We start from the raw sequence: 15,364 nt of genomic DNA, 5'->3' as shown, positions 1-15,364 counted from the left end.
GGCCCACGACCGGGGGGTGGTGTGGCGTCTCGGTTTGGTCACGTCGCGGCGCGGGCATCCTGGACCACGCGCTGGATCGACCAGCGCGCGACGGCTCGGCCGTCGACGCACCGGAGGTCGCCCGTGGACATCGGTGGAGTGCTCCTCGCCGTCCTGATCGGCTTCGTCGCCGGTCTCGTCGCCCGTGCCGTCGTCCCCGGCAAGCAGGACCTCGGCCTCATCGCCACCCTCGTGCTCGGCCTCATCGGCTCGGTGGTCGGCAACCTCGTGTTCAGCCTCGTCCAGGGCGAGGGGCTGGAGTTCGACCTCGGCGGCTGGTGGGCGTCGATCCTGGGCGCGATCCTCGTGCTGGCGGTCTACGTCGCCGCCACCGGCAAGCAGCGCCGCGTCACCCGCTGACCTCGACGCCGCACGGCGGCCCCGCGTTCAGGCCCTCGTCCAGCTGCCGACGTCGACCGCCACCGTGACCGCGACCGGCTCCGGCAGCGTCGCCACCCGGGCGCCCAGCTCCCCCGCCGCGAGGTGCCGGGCGTGCGGACCCATCCCGACCAGGGTGCGGACCGCGAGGTGGTCCAGCTCCAGCACCGACCGGTGACCCGCCGTCCCGGCCGGGTGCAGGTGCGGATCGAGCGTGGCGGCCAGCCGGTCGGCCTTGGCCGGGTCGACCTGCAGCAGCCCCAGCGGGCCGACCAGCTCGGCCAGGTGGTCCGCGGCCGGGGTGACGACCACCAGCCGGCCGTCCGGGGCCAGCACCCGCGCGGTCTCCGCGCCGTTGCGCGGGGCGAAGACGACGAGCACCCGGTCGACCGACCCGTCCCGCACCGGCCAGCGCGCCCAGGAGTCGGCGACCACGGCCATCGCGCGGGGATGGGTGCGGGCGGCCCGGCGGGCGGCGTAGCGGGAGGCGTCCAGCACCACCCCGACGGCGCCGGGCGCGCGGTCCAGCACCCCGGCGAGGTGCGCCCCGGTGCCGCCGCCGGAGTCGAGCAGGGTCCGCGGCGTCGGCCCGGCGAGGGCGGCGTCGGCCAGGGCCGCGGTGATGCCGGCGTAGTGACCGGCCGCCAGGAAGTCCGCCCGGTCGGCCACCATCGTCGCGGAGTCGCCCTCGTGCGGGCTGCCGCCCGGCGGGAGCAGGGTGACGTGACCCTGCCGCGCCCGGTCGAAGGCGTGCCCGGCGGCGCACCGGAGGCCGGCCTGGTCGGCGGTGAGCTGCGCACCGCAGACCGGGCACGCGAGCAGCGCGACCGCGCCGGGCGGGAGCGGGGGCGGGCTCACCGGCGCGGCGGGCGCACGGGCAGCCGGTGCAGCACCACGTCGCGCAACTGCCCGGCCTCGGCGGTGGCCGTGAGGTAGGTGGGGAACGGCTGCCGCCGCCGGTCGGTGGGCGACCCGGGGTTCAGCAGCCGGAGCCCGGTGGCCGCGGTCGTGTCCCAGGGGATGTGGCTGTGCCCGAACACCAGGACGTCGACGTCGGGGAAGGCAGCCGCGCACCGCTGCTCCCGGCCCTTGGCGTCCCCGGTCTCGTGCACGACCGCGAACCGGACGCCGTCGAGCTCCACCCGGGCGACCTCCGGCAGCCGCTCCCGCAGCACCCCGTGGTCGTTGTTGCCGTACACCCCCACCAGCCGCTGCGACCGCTGCGTCAGGTCGTCGAGCAGCGCCACGTCCACCCAGTCGCCGGCGTGCACCACGACGTCGGCGGCCTCGATCCGGTCCCACAGCGGACCGGGCAGGTCACGCGCGCGCTTGGGCACGTGGGTGTCGGAGACGAACACCACGGAGACAGGCACGACGCCATGGTCGCAGCCGACCACCTCCCCCCCGTGGCCGACGACTCGGCCGAGTCGCACGACGAGTGAGGAAGCACCGTGAGCAGCGCCGCCCCCCTGCACGAGGCCGCAGGGGTCACCCCCGGGTCCGAGCCCCACCCGAAGCTCCCCCACGTCCCGCAGGCCCAGCCCGGGACCCGGGACGGCCCTGACCCGAGGGGCACCGCCGGTCCGCCGGCGGCGCCCCTCAGTCGTGGACGGGCGACTCGTGGCCCCGGTGCGAGGGCGACTCGAGCTGGAAGGTGCAGTGCTCCAGGTCGAAGTGGTCACCCAGGCAGTGGCACAGCGCGTCGAGCACCCGGCCGCCGTGCCCGTCGGCGAGCTCCTCGTCGCTGACGACGACGTGGGCGGAGAGCACCGGCAGGCCCGAGGTGATCGTCCAGGCGTGCAGGTCGTGCACGTCCAGGACGCCGGGGACGCCGAGCACGTGGTCGCGCACCTGCGCCAGGTCGACCCCCTTGGGCGCCGCCTCCAGCAGCACGTCCAGCGCCTCGCGCAGCAGCGACCAGGCGCGGGGCAGCACCAGGGCGCCGACCGCGAAGGAGGCGACGACGTCGGCCCCGGTCCAGCCGGTGGTGGCGATGACGACGGCGGCGACGATCACGGCGACGGAGCCCAGCGCGTCGCCGACCACCTCGAGGTAGGCGCCCCGGGTGTTCAGCGACTCGCGCTGGCCGGAGCGGAGCAGGGCGAGGGAGAAGACGTTGACCGCCAGACCGACGAGGGCGACGCCGAGCATCCAGCCGGAGTCGATGTCGGGTGGGTCGCCGATCCGGCGGACCGCCTCGACCACGACGTAGCCGCCGACCGCCAGCAGGAGCAGGCCGTTGCCGACGGCGGCGAGGACCTCCATGCGCTGCCAGCCGAAGGTGCGCCGGCCGCGGGCGGGCCGCTGGGCGAGGGTGACCGCGCCCAGCGCCATGCCGATGCCCAGGGCGTCGGTGGCCATGTGGGCGGCGTCGGCGAGCAGGGCCAGCGAGCCCGAGATCAGCGCACCGACCAGCTCCAGGACGAAGACGGAGGCGGTCAGGGCCAGGACGACGGCCAGCCGGCCGCGGTGTCCGGCGGCCGTGGTGCCGGAGCCGTGCCCCGCACCGTGGTCGTGACCCATCGCCGTCCCCTCTGTCGATCCCCTTACCTGACATGCACGATGCCGCATGTCAGCCGGGAACGCCAGGCGCCTCGCTCCACCCCCTCGCCGGGGCCCGCCGTGAGCCTCCGAGGAGCGGACCTGCCTCAGATCGCGACGCCGCGCTCCCGGAGCCACGGGAGGGGGTCGATCCGGGTGCCGTCGAGGCCGCCGTCGTGCACCTCGAAGTGCAGGTGCGGGCCGGTGGACTGGCCCTCGTTCCCGAGCAGCGCGATGGTGTCGCCCGCCCGCACGGCCTGCCCCTCCTGGACCAGGATCTCCTGCATGTGGCCGTAGACCGAGACGTCGCCGTCCGCGTGCTGGATGTAGACCGCCAGGCCGAAGCCACTGGCCGCACCGGCGCGGAGGACGACGCCGTCCATCACCGCGTACTCGGGGGTGCCCAGCGGCGCGGCGAAGTCGACGCCCGCGTGCAGCGTGCCCCAGCGGGAGCCGAACTGACTGGTCAGCCGGCCCTGCACGGGGAGTACGGCCTTGGGCCGGGCCGCCTCGGCAGCGGCTGCGGCGGCGGCCTCGGCGGCCGCGGCGGCGGCCTCGGCCGCGACCCGGTCCGCGTCGGCCTGGGCCTGGGCCGCAGCGGCCTCGGCGTTCTCGCGCTGGGCGCGGGTGGCGGCCAGCTCCTGCAGTCGGGCGGCGGCCTCCTCGCCGGTGAGGGTGGGCCGGTCGGCCTGGACCATGCCCAGCTCCTCGGCGACGCTGACCGGCTCGTCGGCCGCCCGGGCGACCGGGGACGGCCCCCCGGCGGCGGTGAGCCCCAGGCCGACCACCCCGAGGACCGCTGCGGCCACGAACAGCGCCGGGCGGCCGACCGGGGCGGGACGGCCGACCGGCGGGGCCTGCGTGCGGGTCGCACCGAGGAGGCGGCGGGACAGGCGGGCGGCCCGCCGGAGCGGCAGCACGGACGCCGGCACCTCGGTGCGGTCGGACGGCGGGGTGGCGGCGGTGGGACCGCCGGCGGTGCCGGTCGGGAGCACCGTCCCCTCGTCGTCGGGCCGGGCGGGGTGTTGCGGGTCCATGCACCTGTCTTTCCGTCGGGGGCGATTCGGGCGGGGCCCATGTAAACACGCCGTGATCGGTTCGTGATGTGGACGACGGGGTACGCACACCCGGTCAAGTGGCCGACGTCACAACACTTAGTGCCAAACGGACACCCTCTGTCACGTCATCACTGCACGCGGGTCAGGAATCGAACGCGCCGTGATGGGTAGGGGCGAGGAACGTCACGCCCCGGCGAGCGGCCTGCTGACCCGTCGCGGCCGTCCCGGAGCACCCAGACCCGAGGAGCACCCCCATGCGCGCAGTGACCTGGCACGGCCGGGACGACGTCCGGGTGGACACCGTCCCGGACCCGGAGATCAAGGACCCCACGGACGTGATCGTGCAGGTGACGTCGAGCGGGATCTGCGGCTCGGACCTCCACCTCATCGAGGTCATGGCGCCGTTCATGACCGTCGGCGACGTGCTCGGCCACGAGCCGATGGGCGTCGTCCGCGAGGTCGGCCCCGCGGTCACCGAGCTCAAGGCCGGCGACCGGGTCGTCGTCCCGTTCAACATCTCCTGCGGCACCTGCTGGATGTGCGGCCAGGGGCTGCAGAGCCAGTGCGAGACGACCCAGAACCGGGAGCAGGGCTTCGGCGCCTCGCTGTTCGGCTACACCAAGCTCTACGGCCAGGTGCCCGGCGGGCAGGCCGAGTACCTGCGGGTGCCGTTCGGCAACACGCTGCCGATCAAGGTGCCCGAGGGCCCTGCCGACGACCGCTTCGTCTACCTCTCCGACGTGCTGCCCACCGCCTGGCAGGCCGTGCAGTACGCCGGCGTCGTCCCCGGCGGGTCGGTCCTGGTGCTCGGCCTCGGCCCGATCGGCGACATGGCCACCCGGATCGCCAAGCACCTCGGCGCCGCCCAGGTGCTGGCGGCCGACGTCGTGCCCGAGCGGCTGGACCGGGCCCGGGCCAACGGCATCGACGTCCTGGACTCCACCGACCAGGCCGACGTCGTCGCCTGGGTGCGGGACAAGACCGACGGCCGCGGCCCGGACGCCGTCATCGACGCCGTCGGCATGGAGGCGCACGGCTCCCCCGGGGCGAGGTTCGCGCAGAAGGCCAGCGCCCTGGTGCCCGACGCCATCATGGAGAAGGTCATGACGGTCGCCGGCACCGACCGGCTCGCCGCCCTCAACACCGCGATCGAGGCGGTCCGCCGCGGGGGCACCATCTCGCTGTCCGGCGTGTACGGCGGGGCGACCGACCCGCTGCCGCTGATGCGGATGTTCGACAAGCAGGTCGAGCTGCGGATGGGCCAGGCCAACGTGTGGCGCTGGGTGCCCGACATCCTCCCGTTGCTCACCGACGCCGACCCGCTGGGCGTCGACGACTTCGCCACCCACCACGTGCCGCTGGAGCAGGCCCCCCAGGCCTACGAGACCTTCCGGCAGAAGCAGGACGGCGCCGTGAAGGTGCTGCTGCAGCCCTGACCTGCACGTCCACGGGCCGCGCACGGGACTCGGGTCCCGGCGCGGCCCGTGGCGCGCGTGGCGACGTGACCAGCCTCATGGGCGTCAGGGGCAGCGGAACCGCTCGCACTGCTCTTGGCTGGAGCGGGGCGCGCCGTCCCCGCCGTCCCCGCACCGCCCCCTGAGGAGCCCCGCTGTGCCCCGCGCGCTGCTCGCCCTGTCCATCGGTGCCTTCGGCATCGGCACCTCCGAGTTCGTGATCATGGGCATGCTCCCCCAGGTGGCCGACGACCTCTCCGTCTCGGTCGCCGCGGTCGGGATCCTGATCAGCGCCTACGCCCTCGGGGTCGTCATCGGGGCACCGACGCTCACCGCGCTGGGCGTGCGGTTCACCCCGCGACAGACGCTCATCGGGCTGATGCTGGTCTTCACCGTCGGCAACACCCTCTCCGCGGTCGCCCCGACGTACGAGACGCTGATGGCCGCCCGCGTGGTCACCGCGCTGGCGCACGGCTCGTTCTTCGGGGTGGGGGCCGTCGCCGCCCGGGGGCTGGTGGCCAAGGAGAAGGGCACCCAGGCGATCTCGCTGATGTTCGTCGGGCTGACCCTGGCCAACGTCATCGGCGTCCCCATCGGCACGTTCGTCGCCCAGCAGCTGAGCTGGCGGCTGGTCTTCGGTGGCGCTGCGGCGATCGGGCTGCTCACCATCGCCGGGCTGGTCGCCTGGATGCCACGGGTGGCCGCCGCGCCCACCGACCTCCGGCAGGAGCTGGGCGCCTTCCGCCGGCGTCAGGTCTGGCTGACCCTCGGGGTCACCACGATCGGCTTCGCCGCGCTGTTCTCGGTCTACAGCTACGTGAGCCCGATCCTCACCGACCTCGCCGGGATGCCCGAGAGCCGGGTCACCGTCGTGCTCGCGCTGTTCGGGCTGGGCACCACGGTGGGCACGCTGCTCGGCGGCCGGCTGGGCGACCGGTACGGCTTCGTCTTCGTCACCGTCGGGCTGCTGGTCACCGCCGCGCTCCTGGTCGTGTTCACCGTCGTGGTGGTGAACCAGGTCGCCGCCGTCGTCCTGCTGGTGCTCTTCGGCGCGATCACCTTCTCCGGCGGGCCGGTCGTGCAGAACCGGGCGATCGAGGCGGCCCGGGTGCAGGGCGGCAGCCTGGTGTCGGCGGCCAACCAGGGCGCGTTCAACGCGGCCAACGCCCTGGGTGCGGCCCTGGGGGCGGCCACCCTCACCGCCGGCTGGGGCTACCGCGCGCCGATGTGGGTCGGTGCGGTGCTCGCGCTCCTCGGCGCGGGTCTGTCGGTGGTCGCGCTGCGCAGCCAGCGGGCCGAGACGGCCCGCGACGCGGCCGCCGGGACGACCGCCGAGACCCCGGTCGAGGTCCCCGCCCCGGTCCGCGCCGCCTGACGGTGTGCACGCCCGCTGCCCGCGGGTAGACACCGCCCATGACGACGACGGCGGAGAAGTCCGGCCAGTTCCTCCTCGGCGACCGCACCGTGCACCGCATCGGCTACGGCGCGATGCAGCTCGCCGGGCCGCACGTCATGGGCCCGCCGGCCGACCGGGACGCCGCGGTGGCGGTGCTCCGGCGCGCGGTGGAGCTGGGCGTCGACCACATCGACACCAGCGACTACTACGGCCCGCACGTCACCAACGAGGTCATCCGCGAGGCGCTGCACCCCTATCCGGAGCAGCTCACGATCGTCACCAAGGTCGGTGCCCGGCGGACGCCGGAGGGCGAGTGGCCCGAGGCGCTGGGCGCCGACGAGCTGCGGCAGGCGGTGCGGGACAACCTCGACCACCTGGGGCTCGACGTCCTCGAGGTGGTCAACCTGCGGATGCCCGGGTTCGCCGAGCCGGTGCAGCGCTCGCTGGCCGAGCCGATGGAGGCCCTCGCCCAGCTGCAGCAGGAGGGGCTGGTCCGGCACATCGGGGTCAGCAACGTGACGCCGCAGATGCTCGCCGAGGCCCGCGGCATCGCCCCGGTGGTCTGCGTGCAGAACCACTACAACCTCGTGCACCGGGCCGACGACCCGCTGGTCGACGCGCTGGCCCGGGACGGCGTCGCCTACGTGCCGTTCTTCCCGCTGGGCGGCTTCTCCCCGGTGCAGTCCGCGGCGCTGGACACGGTGGCCCGCCGGCTGGAGACCACCCCGATGCAGGTGGCGCTGACCTGGCTGCTGGCCCGCTCCCCCAACCTGCTGCTCATCCCGGGCACGTCCTCGGTCGCCCACCTGGAGGAGAACCTGGAGGCGGCGGCCCGGGTGCTCGGGCCCGAGGAGCTGGCGGAGCTGGACCGGATCGGCGGCGACGGCACCCTCGACCCCGACCGCTGAGCCCGCGCGACTGCCGCCGAGTGAGCAGTCGTGGTCGCTCGGCCCGGCGAGTCACGCCATGTCGGCGACCGCAACTGCTCACTCGGCCCGGTCGACCGCACCGCTCATCGTCAGCGGGCGCGCTGGACCCGGCCCTCGTCGAACACCGGCTCGGGCACCTCGCGCACGTGCCCGTCGGCGCCGAACAGCAGGAACCGGTCGAAGGTGCGGGCGAACCAGCGGTCGTGGGTGACCGCGACCACGGTGCCGTCGAAGGCGTCCAGCGCCTCCTCCAGCGACTCCGCCGACAGCACGTCGAGGTTGTCGGTCGGCTCGTCGAGCAGCAGCAGGGTGGCGCCGGAGAGCTCGAGCAGGAGCACCTGGAACCGGGCCTGCTGACCGCCGGACAGCGACCGGAACAGCTGGTCGCCCGACGGCGCCAGCCCGTACCGGCGCAGCGCCGCCATCGCCCGCCCGCGGTCGACCCCCGGCCGCCCGGCCTCGCCGTGCCACAGCAGGTCGACCAGCGTGCGGTCCAGCCACTCGGGATGGGCGTGGGTCTGGGCGAAGAACCCGGGGACGACGCGCGCCCCGAGCCGCCACGAGCCGGTGTGCGCGACGTCCTGGCCGGCCAGCAGCCGCAGGAAGTGCGACTTGCCGGCCCCGTTGGAGCCCAGGACGGCGACCCGGTCGCCGTACTCGACCTCCACGTCGAAGGGGCGCATCAGGCCGGAGAGCTCGAGCTGCTCGGCCATCACCACCCGCACCCCGGTACGGCCACCCCGCAGCCGCATCGCCACGTGCTGCTCTCTCGGCGGTTCCGGCGGTGCGCCGGCCGCCTCGAACTTGGCCAGCCGGGTCTGCATCGCGTGGTAGGTCGACGTCATCGCCGGGGAGTTCTTCGCCTGCTGCTGCAGCGTGCGCACCAGCTCGACGAGCCGCTCGTGCTCCTCGTCCCAGCGCTTGCGCAGCTCGGCCATCCGCTCGTGCCGGGCGGTCCGCGCCGCCGGGTAGCCGGCCCAGTCGCCGCCGTGCACCCACGCCGTCCCGCCCTCGACGGTGACCACCCGGTCGGCGACCCGGGCCAGCAGCTCCCGGTCGTGGCTGACGAACAGCACCGTCTTGCGGGTCTCCAGGAGCCGCTCCTCCAGCCAGCGCTTGCCGGGGACGTCGAGGTAGTTGTCCGGCTCGTCCAGCAGCAGCACCTGATCGGGCCCGCGGAGCAGGCACTCCAGGGCCAGCCGCTTCTGCTCGCCACCGGAGAGGGTGGTCAGCTCCCGGTACTTGCAGCCGTCGTAGGGCACGCCGAGCGCGGCGACGGTGACGGTGTCCCAGGTGACCTCGACGTCGTAGCCGCCGACGTCACCCCAGTGGGCCAGCGCGGTGGCGTAGGCCATCTGGGCGGGCTCGTCGTCGTCCTCCATCATCCGCAGCTCCGCGGTCTCGACGGCGTCCCAGGCCTCCCGGACGGCGGGCGGCGCGAGGTCGACGAGGAAGCGCTGGACGGTGGTGTCGTCGCGCACCGAGCCGATGAACTGGCGCATGACGCCGAGCCCACCGATGAGGGCGACCGAGCCGGCGTCCGGCGTCAGGTCACCGCTGATGATCCGCAGCATCGTGGTCTTGCCGGCGCCGTTCTCCCCGACCAGCGCCGCGCGGGCGCCCTCCCCGACCCGGAAGGCGACGTCGTCGAGGAGCACCCGACCGTCCGGCAGGGTGAACCGGATCCCGGTGACGTCGACGTAGCCCATGCCGCCATCATCGCCGACGGCGCCACCCGGTTCCGGCCGGTCAGCCCCACCGGTGCCCGGAGGTCAGTCCACCGGTGCCCGGAGGCGATGCCGGGCCAGCCGCTCGACCAGCTCGGGCAGGGCCCCGGCGGGGGCGCCGCTGAGCTGCCGCCGGCACTCCTGCACCACGGGCCGGACCGCCTGCGGCTGCCGCCCGAGCTCCTCGGCCAGCCGGTGGACGGCCAGGTCGACGGAGCGGTCGACCGCCCGGTCGGGTGCGACGGTGTGCAGCACGGCCAACGGCATCGCGGCCCTCCGGTGCTCGTGCCCCGCGTGCCGCCGACCGGCACGTCCCCCGGGGTCCTGCTCCCGCACCACCCTCCCCCGCGCCCCCACGCAGCCACCAGGGACCTTGGACCCGGTCCGGGCTCCGCCGGGACGCGGCAGCATCGACGCCGGGACTGCAGAACCGGAGGTCGCCCATGCCCTTCCGTGACCGCGCCGTCTCACGGGACCGCGCCGTCTTCCGTGACCGCACCGACGCCGGCGAGCAGCTGGCCCACCGGCTGGACCGGCTGCGTGCGGCCGCACCCGTGGTGCTCGGGCTGCCCCGGGGCGGGGTGCCGGTGGCCGCCCCGGTCGCCGCCGCGCTGGCCGCGCCGCTGGACGTGCTCGTCGTGCGCAAGCTCGGGGTGCCCGGCCAGCCCGAGCTGGCGATGGGCGCGGTCGGCGAGGGCGGGGTCGTGGTGCTCGCGGAGCGGGTGCTCCGGGCGGCGGGGGTGGCCGAGGCCGACCTCGACCGCGTCCGGGAGCACCAGCAGGCGGAGGTCGACCGGCGGGTCCGGCTCTTCCGCGAGGTGCGTCCGCGGGTGCCGCTGGCCGGCCGCACCGTCGTCCTGGTGGACGACGGCATCGCCACCGGCTCGACCGCCCGCGCCGCCTGCGCCGTCGCCCGGGCCCAGGGCGCCGCGCGGGTGGTGCTGGCCGTCCCGGTCTGCGCCCCGGACTCGGTCCCGGCGCTGACCGCGGCGGCCGACGAGCTCGTCGCACTCACCAGCCCGCCGGACTTCCGTTCCGTCGGCGGGGCCTACGCGGACTTCCGGGCGACGGAGGACGACGAGGTGCTCGACCTGCTGCGCCGGGCAGCTCAGCCGGAGTAGTCGTTCTCCCCGCGGGCGGTGCTGGCCACGGCGTCGCGCAGCAGCTGGTCCAGGGCGACCGTGTCCACCCGGTCCAGCGAGGTGAAGCGGATGCAGCTCTTGCCGCAGGACACCTTCCCCAGCTGCGCGGCGCGCGACTCCGCCAGGTACTGCCCGTCGACGACCGCGCAGACGTAGAGGGACAGGTGCCGCTGCTGGGCCGCCAGCGCGATCAGCGGCCACATCGTGGTCTCCTTCGCCGACCGGGGCCGGTAGGGCATCAGGCCGTACCCCAGCATCTGGCCCCGGCCCACCGGCACGAGCTGCCGGTCGATGCCGGGCGCGGCGGCCTGGACCAGCGCATCGGTCGCCCGCAGTGCGGCCTCACGGTCCCCGGCCGCGGCGAACCAGGCATCGATGTCCGGTCCGCCGTCCATCAGAGGACGCCGCTGAACAGCACCGCGCCGGCGGCCAGCAGCATCGCCGCCACGATGATCCCGGCGACCAGCCGCTGCCGGCGACGCCCCTCCGGGCCCAGGTTGCCCATCCCCATCATGGGGGCACGGTACGACGTCTCCCGGCGGGGCTGGGCCGTCACTGCCTCCGGATGACGCCGTCACTGCCTCCGGATGACGCCGTCGCTGCCTCCGGATGACGTCGCGGCGGCCGTGTTGCAGGGTGAGGTGGTGCCCGTCTCCGAGAGGGTCCGGCTGGTGCCGTTCGAGCCCGAGCTCCTGCTGCCGGTGCTCCCCTGGTTCGACCACCCGGTCGTGCAGCGCCACCTGGGCGGCCGCAGCTGGCCCGAACGCGAGCTGGCGCTGCGCACCGCCGCCCGCGGCGAGGAGTTCCGCGGCCGGACCGTGCTGCGGGCCCGCTCGTTCGTCGCGCTGGACGCCGACGGCGCCCCGGCCGCGCTGATCGGCGGTGACGTCTACGACCGGTGGACGCAGTGGGACCCGGCCACCGGGCAGGTGGTCGCCGTCGACGACCGCCGCACCATGGGTGCCGCCTACGTGGTCGACCCGGCACGCTGGCGCCACGGGTACGGGGCGGCGACGCTGCGGGCCCTCGTCACGACGGAGGCGCTCGCCGACGTCGAGCAGTTCGTCCTCGGCATCGAGCCTGGGCACACCGCCAGCCTGCGGACGGCGACCGCGGCCGGGTTCGGCCCGCTGACCACCGAGCCCGACGCCGAGGACATGGTCTACCTGCACCTGGTGCGCTGATCCCGGCGGTCGGCTGCCCCAGACCGTCGGTTCCGGGTGCCAGGGTGTCGGCATGACGGCGGACCTGGCCCGGTTGCGGTTGGCGGCACAGCGGCTGATCGGGCCCCGGTGCGCGACACCCGCCGAGGCGGTGCGCTGGTCGACCGCCGTCCAGGGGCAGGACCTGCCCGGTGCCCTGACGTCGGTCGCGCTGCGCACCGCCGGCGGCACCCGGGCGGCGGTCACCGCCGCCCTGGACGCCGGGGAGGTGGTCCGGTCCTGGCCGATGCGCGGCACGCTGCACCTGACCGCCGCCGAGGACCTGCCGTGGATGCTGGCGCTGCTCGGCCCACGTGCGCTCGCCGGGGTGGAGAAGCGGCGCGCCGTCGTCGCGATCACCGAGGCCGAGCTGGAGCGGGCGCGGGAGCTGGCGGTCGCCGCACTGGCCGGCGGGGGCCGGCTGAGCCGGACCGACCTGCTGGCGGCGATCGCCGCCGGCGGGGTGTCCACCGAGGGGCAGCGCGGCTACCACGTGCTCTGGTACCTCGCCCAGACCGGGACGCTGGTGCTGGGGCCCACGGCCGGGGGCGACCAGCAGTTCGTCCTGCTCGACGAGTGGATCACCTCGCCCCGCCGGCTCGGGCGGGAGGAGGCCCTCGGCGAGCTGGCGCTGCGCTTCTTCGCCTCGCACGGCCCCGCGACCGTCAAGGACCTGGTGCGCTGGGCCGGCGTGCTGGTCCGCGACGTGAAGGCCGGGCTGGCGATCGCCGCACCCCGGCTGGAGCGGCTCGTCGTCGACGGCACCGAGCACTGGCTGGACCCGGCGACCCCCGACCGGCTGGCCGCCGCCCGCGACGAGGCCGACGGCGTGCACCTGCTGCCCGGCTTCGACGAGCTGGTGCTCGGCTACGCCGACCGCAGCTGCACCGTGCCGGCCGGTTTCGCCGACCGGATCGTGCCCGGCAGCAACGGCGTCTTCCGGCCCACCGCGCTGCACCGGGGTGTCGTCGTCGGCGTCTGGCGGGCCGGGCGGGGCGCGGGCCGGCCGATGGAGCTGGAGCCGTTCACCGAGCTGCCCGCGGGCGTGCTGGCCGCCGCGCAGGAGCGGTACGCCGCCCTGCCGTGAGCCGGCCGGCCCGGGGTTGGGCAGGGCACCGCCGGGGGAAGGGACGGGCCATGGAGTACACGCGTCTGGGCAGCACCGGTCTGCAGGTGTCCCGCCTCTGCCTCGGGATGATGAGCTTCGGCGACCCCGCCCGCGGCGGTCATCCGTGGAGCCTGCCCGAGGAGGAGAGCCGGGCCGTCATCCAGAAGGCGCTGGCCGCCGGGATCACCTTCTTCGACACCGCGAACGTCTACTCGGCCGGCTCCAGCGAGGAGATCACCGGCCGTGCGATCCGCGACTTCGCCGACCGGGAGGACGTCGTCCTGGCCACCAAGGTGCACGGCCGGATGCGGCCGGGGCCGAACGGCGCCGGGCTCTCCCGGAAGGCGATCCTCACCGAGCTCGAGGCCAGCCTGACCCGGCTCGGCACCGACTACGTCGACCTCTACCAGATCCACCGCTGGGACCCGGCCACGCCGATCGAGGAGACGCTGGAGGCCCTGGACTCCGCGGTGCGCTCGGGCAAGGTGCGCTACCTGGGCGCCTCGAGCATGTGGGCCTGGCAGTTCAGCAAGGCCCTGCACGTGGCCGGCGAGCGCGGCTGGCACCGCTTCGTGTCGATGCAGGACCACTACAACCTGCTCCACCGGGAGGAGGAGCGGGAGATGCTGCCGCTGTGCGCCGACCAGGGCATCGGGGTGATCCCGTGGAGCCCGCTGGCCCGCGGCCGGCTCACCCGCGACTGGGACGCCCAGACCAACCGGTCGGAGACCGACGAGTTCGGCAGCCGGCTCTACAACGACGAGGACCGGGTGATCGTCGAGCGGGTCGCCGAGGTGGCCGGGGCCCGTGGGGTCCCGCGCGCCCAGGTGGCGCTGGCCTGGCTGCTCAGCAAGCCGGTGGTGACCGCGCCGATCGTCGGTGTCACCAAGGACCGGCACCTGGACGACGCGGTGGCCGCGGTGGAGCTGCAGCTGTCGGCGGAGGAGATCGCCCGGCTCGAGGAGCCCTACACCCCGCACGCGGTGGTCGGCTTCTCCTGAGCCACGGGGGCCTGCCGAGGGGCAGGCCCCGTGACCGGCGTTCAGGCCGGCAGGCCGACCAGCCGGGCCGACAGCTCCCAGAGCTCCCGGGCCCGGACGTCGTCGCGGGCCGAGGGCGCGGTCCAGGTCGGCGACCGGTCCGCGTGGTGCCCGCCGTTGCGCCAGCCGTCGTCGGCGGTGGCCAGCCAGACCAGGGTGTCCGCGCCCTGGGCCGGGGTGCGCATGAAGGCGGTCAGCGGCGTCCGGAACGCCAGGCCGGTGACCCCGCCCGAGGCCGCGCCGAAGGACGTCGCCACCGCCCCCGGGTCGAAGCAGGTGGCGGTGACCTCCGGCGCCCAGCGGCGGGCCAGCTCCCGGGTGAAGAGCACGTTGCACCACTTGGCCCGGGCGTAGGCACGCGTGGCGAGGTACGGGCCGGCGCTGTCGAGCAGGTGACCGCGGCGGGACCCGCCGGCCCAGTGCATGAACGACGAGGTCGTGACCACCCGCGCGCCCGAGGCGCGCAACCGCTCCTCCAGCAGCCGGGTGAGCAGGTAGGGCCCGAGGTGGTCGACCTGGGCGGTGCGCTCATGGCCGTCGACGGTCAGCTCCCGCCGGGCGAAGGAGGCCCCGGCGTTGTGCACGAGGACGTCGATCCGCGGCAGCTCGGCCAGCTCGGCGGCCAGCCGCCGGACGTCGTCCAGCCGGGCGAGGTCGACGGTGGCCGACCGGGCGCCGTCCAGGTCGGCGGCGACCGCGGCGGTCTTCTCCGGCGACCGGCCGACCACCACGACCCGCGCGCCACCGCGGTGCAGCCGCCGGGCCGCCGCCGCGCCGATGCCGTCGCTGGCACCGGTGACGACGACGACCGGGCCATCGCCGCCCAGCGGTTCGGCTCGACCGCTCAGCTCTTCGGCTCGACCAGGACGAGCGGGATCTTCCGATCGGTCCTGCGCTGGTAGTCCGCGTAGTCGGGGAAGGCGGCGACCGCACGCTCCCACCACTGCGCGTACTCGTCGCCGTCGATCTCGCGTGCCACGCCGTCCCAGACCCGCTCGCCGTCCTGGACGGTGACCTCGTCGGGGTGGGCCTTGAGGTTGAAGTACCAGGTCGGGTGCTTCGGCGCGCCGCCCTGCGAGGCGACCATCGCGTAGACGCCGTCGTGCTCGACCTTCATCAACGGGTTCTTGCGGACCTTGCCGCTCTTGGCGCCGCGGGTGGTGAACACGACGACCGGCTCGGTGCGGCCGGGCAGGCTGTTGCCCTCCCGGCCGCCGGTGCGCTCGTACACCTCCACCTGGTCACGGACCCACTTCTCCGGACTCGGCGCGTACTCACCTTCCAGGGGCATGCCCCGACCCTAGGACGGCGACCGGCGCGTCGCCGAGCCGACGGCGCCGGGGTGCGGGC

17 protein-coding genes are annotated in these 15,364 nt (G+C 75.2%); 8 read left to right on the top strand and 9 right to left on the bottom strand.

All coding sequences use genetic code 11. The features are described 5' to 3' along the window. Positions 1-123 precede the first annotated feature (123 nt). A complete protein-coding gene (locus FB380_RS21140) occupies positions 124-399 on the top strand; it encodes a GlsB/YeaQ/YmgE family stress response membrane protein (protein ID WP_166757351.1) in 276 nt (91 codons plus the stop codon). Positions 400-426: 27 nt separating this feature from the next. Here the strand turns inward: FB380_RS21140 and FB380_RS25660 are convergent, their stop codons facing one another. From FB380_RS25660 to FB380_RS21120, 4 genes are all read right to left on the bottom strand, one after another. Continuing rightward, positions 427-1,275: a putative RNA methyltransferase gene (locus FB380_RS25660; RefSeq protein ID WP_268237736.1), complete on the bottom strand. Its 849-nt coding sequence runs from the start codon at positions 1,273-1,275 to the stop codon at positions 427-429. Next, positions 1,272-1,790 carry a metallophosphoesterase family protein gene (locus tag FB380_RS21130; protein ID WP_166757350.1) on the bottom strand — a complete coding sequence of 173 codons (519 nt, stop codon included), beginning with the start codon at positions 1,788-1,790 and terminating at the stop codon, positions 1,272-1,274. The genes FB380_RS25660 and FB380_RS21130 overlap by 4 nt, the downstream gene beginning before the upstream one ends. Before the next feature lie 226 nt (positions 1,791-2,016). Continuing rightward, the gene (locus tag FB380_RS21125) at positions 2,017-2,940 is read right to left on the bottom strand and encodes a cation diffusion facilitator family transporter (RefSeq protein WP_166757349.1); all 924 of its coding nucleotides are present in this window, start codon (positions 2,938-2,940) and stop codon (positions 2,017-2,019) included. Positions 2,941-3,065: 125 nt separating this feature from the next. Beyond that, positions 3,066-3,995 (bottom strand): M23 family metallopeptidase, encoded by a 930-nt coding sequence (locus FB380_RS21120; protein WP_166757348.1) that lies wholly within the window; start codon positions 3,993-3,995, stop codon positions 3,066-3,068. A 275-nt stretch (positions 3,996-4,270) separates the two neighbouring features. On the opposite strand from FB380_RS21120, the gene FB380_RS21115 reads away from it, so the two are divergent. From FB380_RS21115 to FB380_RS21105, 3 genes are all read left to right on the top strand, one after another. Further along, a complete protein-coding gene (locus FB380_RS21115; protein WP_166757347.1) occupies positions 4,271-5,452 on the top strand; it encodes a zinc-dependent alcohol dehydrogenase in 1,182 nt (393 codons plus the stop codon). 175 nt (positions 5,453-5,627) lie between these two features. Continuing rightward, positions 5,628-6,845, top strand: coding sequence for an MFS transporter (locus FB380_RS21110; RefSeq protein WP_166757346.1), 1,218 nt, complete (start codon positions 5,628-5,630; stop codon positions 6,843-6,845). Positions 6,846-6,883: 38 nt separating this feature from the next. Next, a complete protein-coding gene (locus FB380_RS21105) occupies positions 6,884-7,774 on the top strand; it encodes an oxidoreductase (RefSeq protein ID WP_166757345.1) in 891 nt (296 codons plus the stop codon). 110 nt (positions 7,775-7,884) lie between these two features. On the opposite strand, the gene FB380_RS21100 is transcribed toward FB380_RS21105, so the two are convergent. Both FB380_RS21100 and FB380_RS21095 read right to left on the bottom strand, forming a co-directional pair. Then, positions 7,885-9,504, bottom strand: coding sequence for an ABC-F family ATP-binding cassette domain-containing protein (locus FB380_RS21100; protein WP_166757344.1), 1,620 nt, complete (start codon positions 9,502-9,504; stop codon positions 7,885-7,887). A 63-nt stretch (positions 9,505-9,567) separates the two neighbouring features. After that, positions 9,568-9,789 (bottom strand): hypothetical protein, encoded by a 222-nt coding sequence (locus FB380_RS21095; protein WP_166757343.1) that lies wholly within the window; start codon positions 9,787-9,789, stop codon positions 9,568-9,570. Between the two features lie 176 nt (positions 9,790-9,965). Here FB380_RS21095 and FB380_RS21090 point away from each other — a divergent pair, with 176 nt between their 5' ends. Further along, positions 9,966-10,643: a phosphoribosyltransferase gene (locus FB380_RS21090; protein WP_166757342.1), complete on the top strand. Its 678-nt coding sequence runs from the start codon at positions 9,966-9,968 to the stop codon at positions 10,641-10,643. On the opposite strand, the gene FB380_RS21085 is transcribed toward FB380_RS21090, so the two are convergent. Further along, on the bottom strand, positions 10,631-11,059 hold the full coding sequence (locus FB380_RS21085) for a DUF1801 domain-containing protein (protein WP_166757341.1): 429 nt from the start codon (positions 11,057-11,059) through the stop codon (positions 10,631-10,633). The genes FB380_RS21090 and FB380_RS21085 overlap by 13 nt on opposite strands. A gap of 249 nt (positions 11,060-11,308) precedes the next feature. Here FB380_RS21085 and FB380_RS21080 point away from each other — a divergent pair, with 249 nt between their 5' ends. From FB380_RS21080 to FB380_RS21070, 3 genes are read left to right on the top strand one after another with little or no spacing between them, the layout of a single operon-like run. Beyond that, positions 11,309-11,848 (top strand): GNAT family N-acetyltransferase, encoded by a 540-nt coding sequence (locus FB380_RS21080; RefSeq protein WP_166757340.1) that lies wholly within the window; start codon positions 11,309-11,311, stop codon positions 11,846-11,848. 52 nt (positions 11,849-11,900) lie between these two features. Next, positions 11,901-12,953 (top strand): winged helix DNA-binding domain-containing protein, encoded by a 1,053-nt coding sequence (locus FB380_RS21075; protein WP_166757339.1) that lies wholly within the window; start codon positions 11,901-11,903, stop codon positions 12,951-12,953. Positions 12,954-13,003: 50 nt separating this feature from the next. Next, positions 13,004-13,975, top strand: a complete 972-nt coding sequence (locus FB380_RS21070) for an aldo/keto reductase (protein ID WP_166757338.1) — start codon at positions 13,004-13,006, stop codon at positions 13,973-13,975. Positions 13,976-14,016: 41 nt separating this feature from the next. Here the strand turns inward: FB380_RS21070 and FB380_RS21065 are convergent, their stop codons facing one another. Beyond that, complete coding sequence (locus FB380_RS21065) at positions 14,017-14,955, bottom strand: SDR family NAD(P)-dependent oxidoreductase (RefSeq protein ID WP_229682065.1); 939 nt, start codon at positions 14,953-14,955, stop codon at positions 14,017-14,019. Further along, positions 14,859-15,305, bottom strand: a complete 447-nt coding sequence (locus tag FB380_RS21060; RefSeq protein WP_166757337.1) for a nitroreductase family deazaflavin-dependent oxidoreductase — start codon at positions 15,303-15,305, stop codon at positions 14,859-14,861. Before FB380_RS21060 ends, FB380_RS21065 begins: the two co-directional genes overlap by 97 nt. Positions 15,306-15,364: the final 59 nt, after the last annotated feature.

Origin of the sequence: Modestobacter marinus (genome assembly GCF_011758655.1) — a bacterium.
GTDB classification, from domain to species: Bacteria; Actinomycetota; Actinomycetes; order Mycobacteriales; family Geodermatophilaceae; genus Modestobacter; species Modestobacter marinus.
The sequence above is the reverse complement of the archived record's forward strand: the minus strand, read 5'-3'. Positions and strand labels throughout refer to the sequence as shown.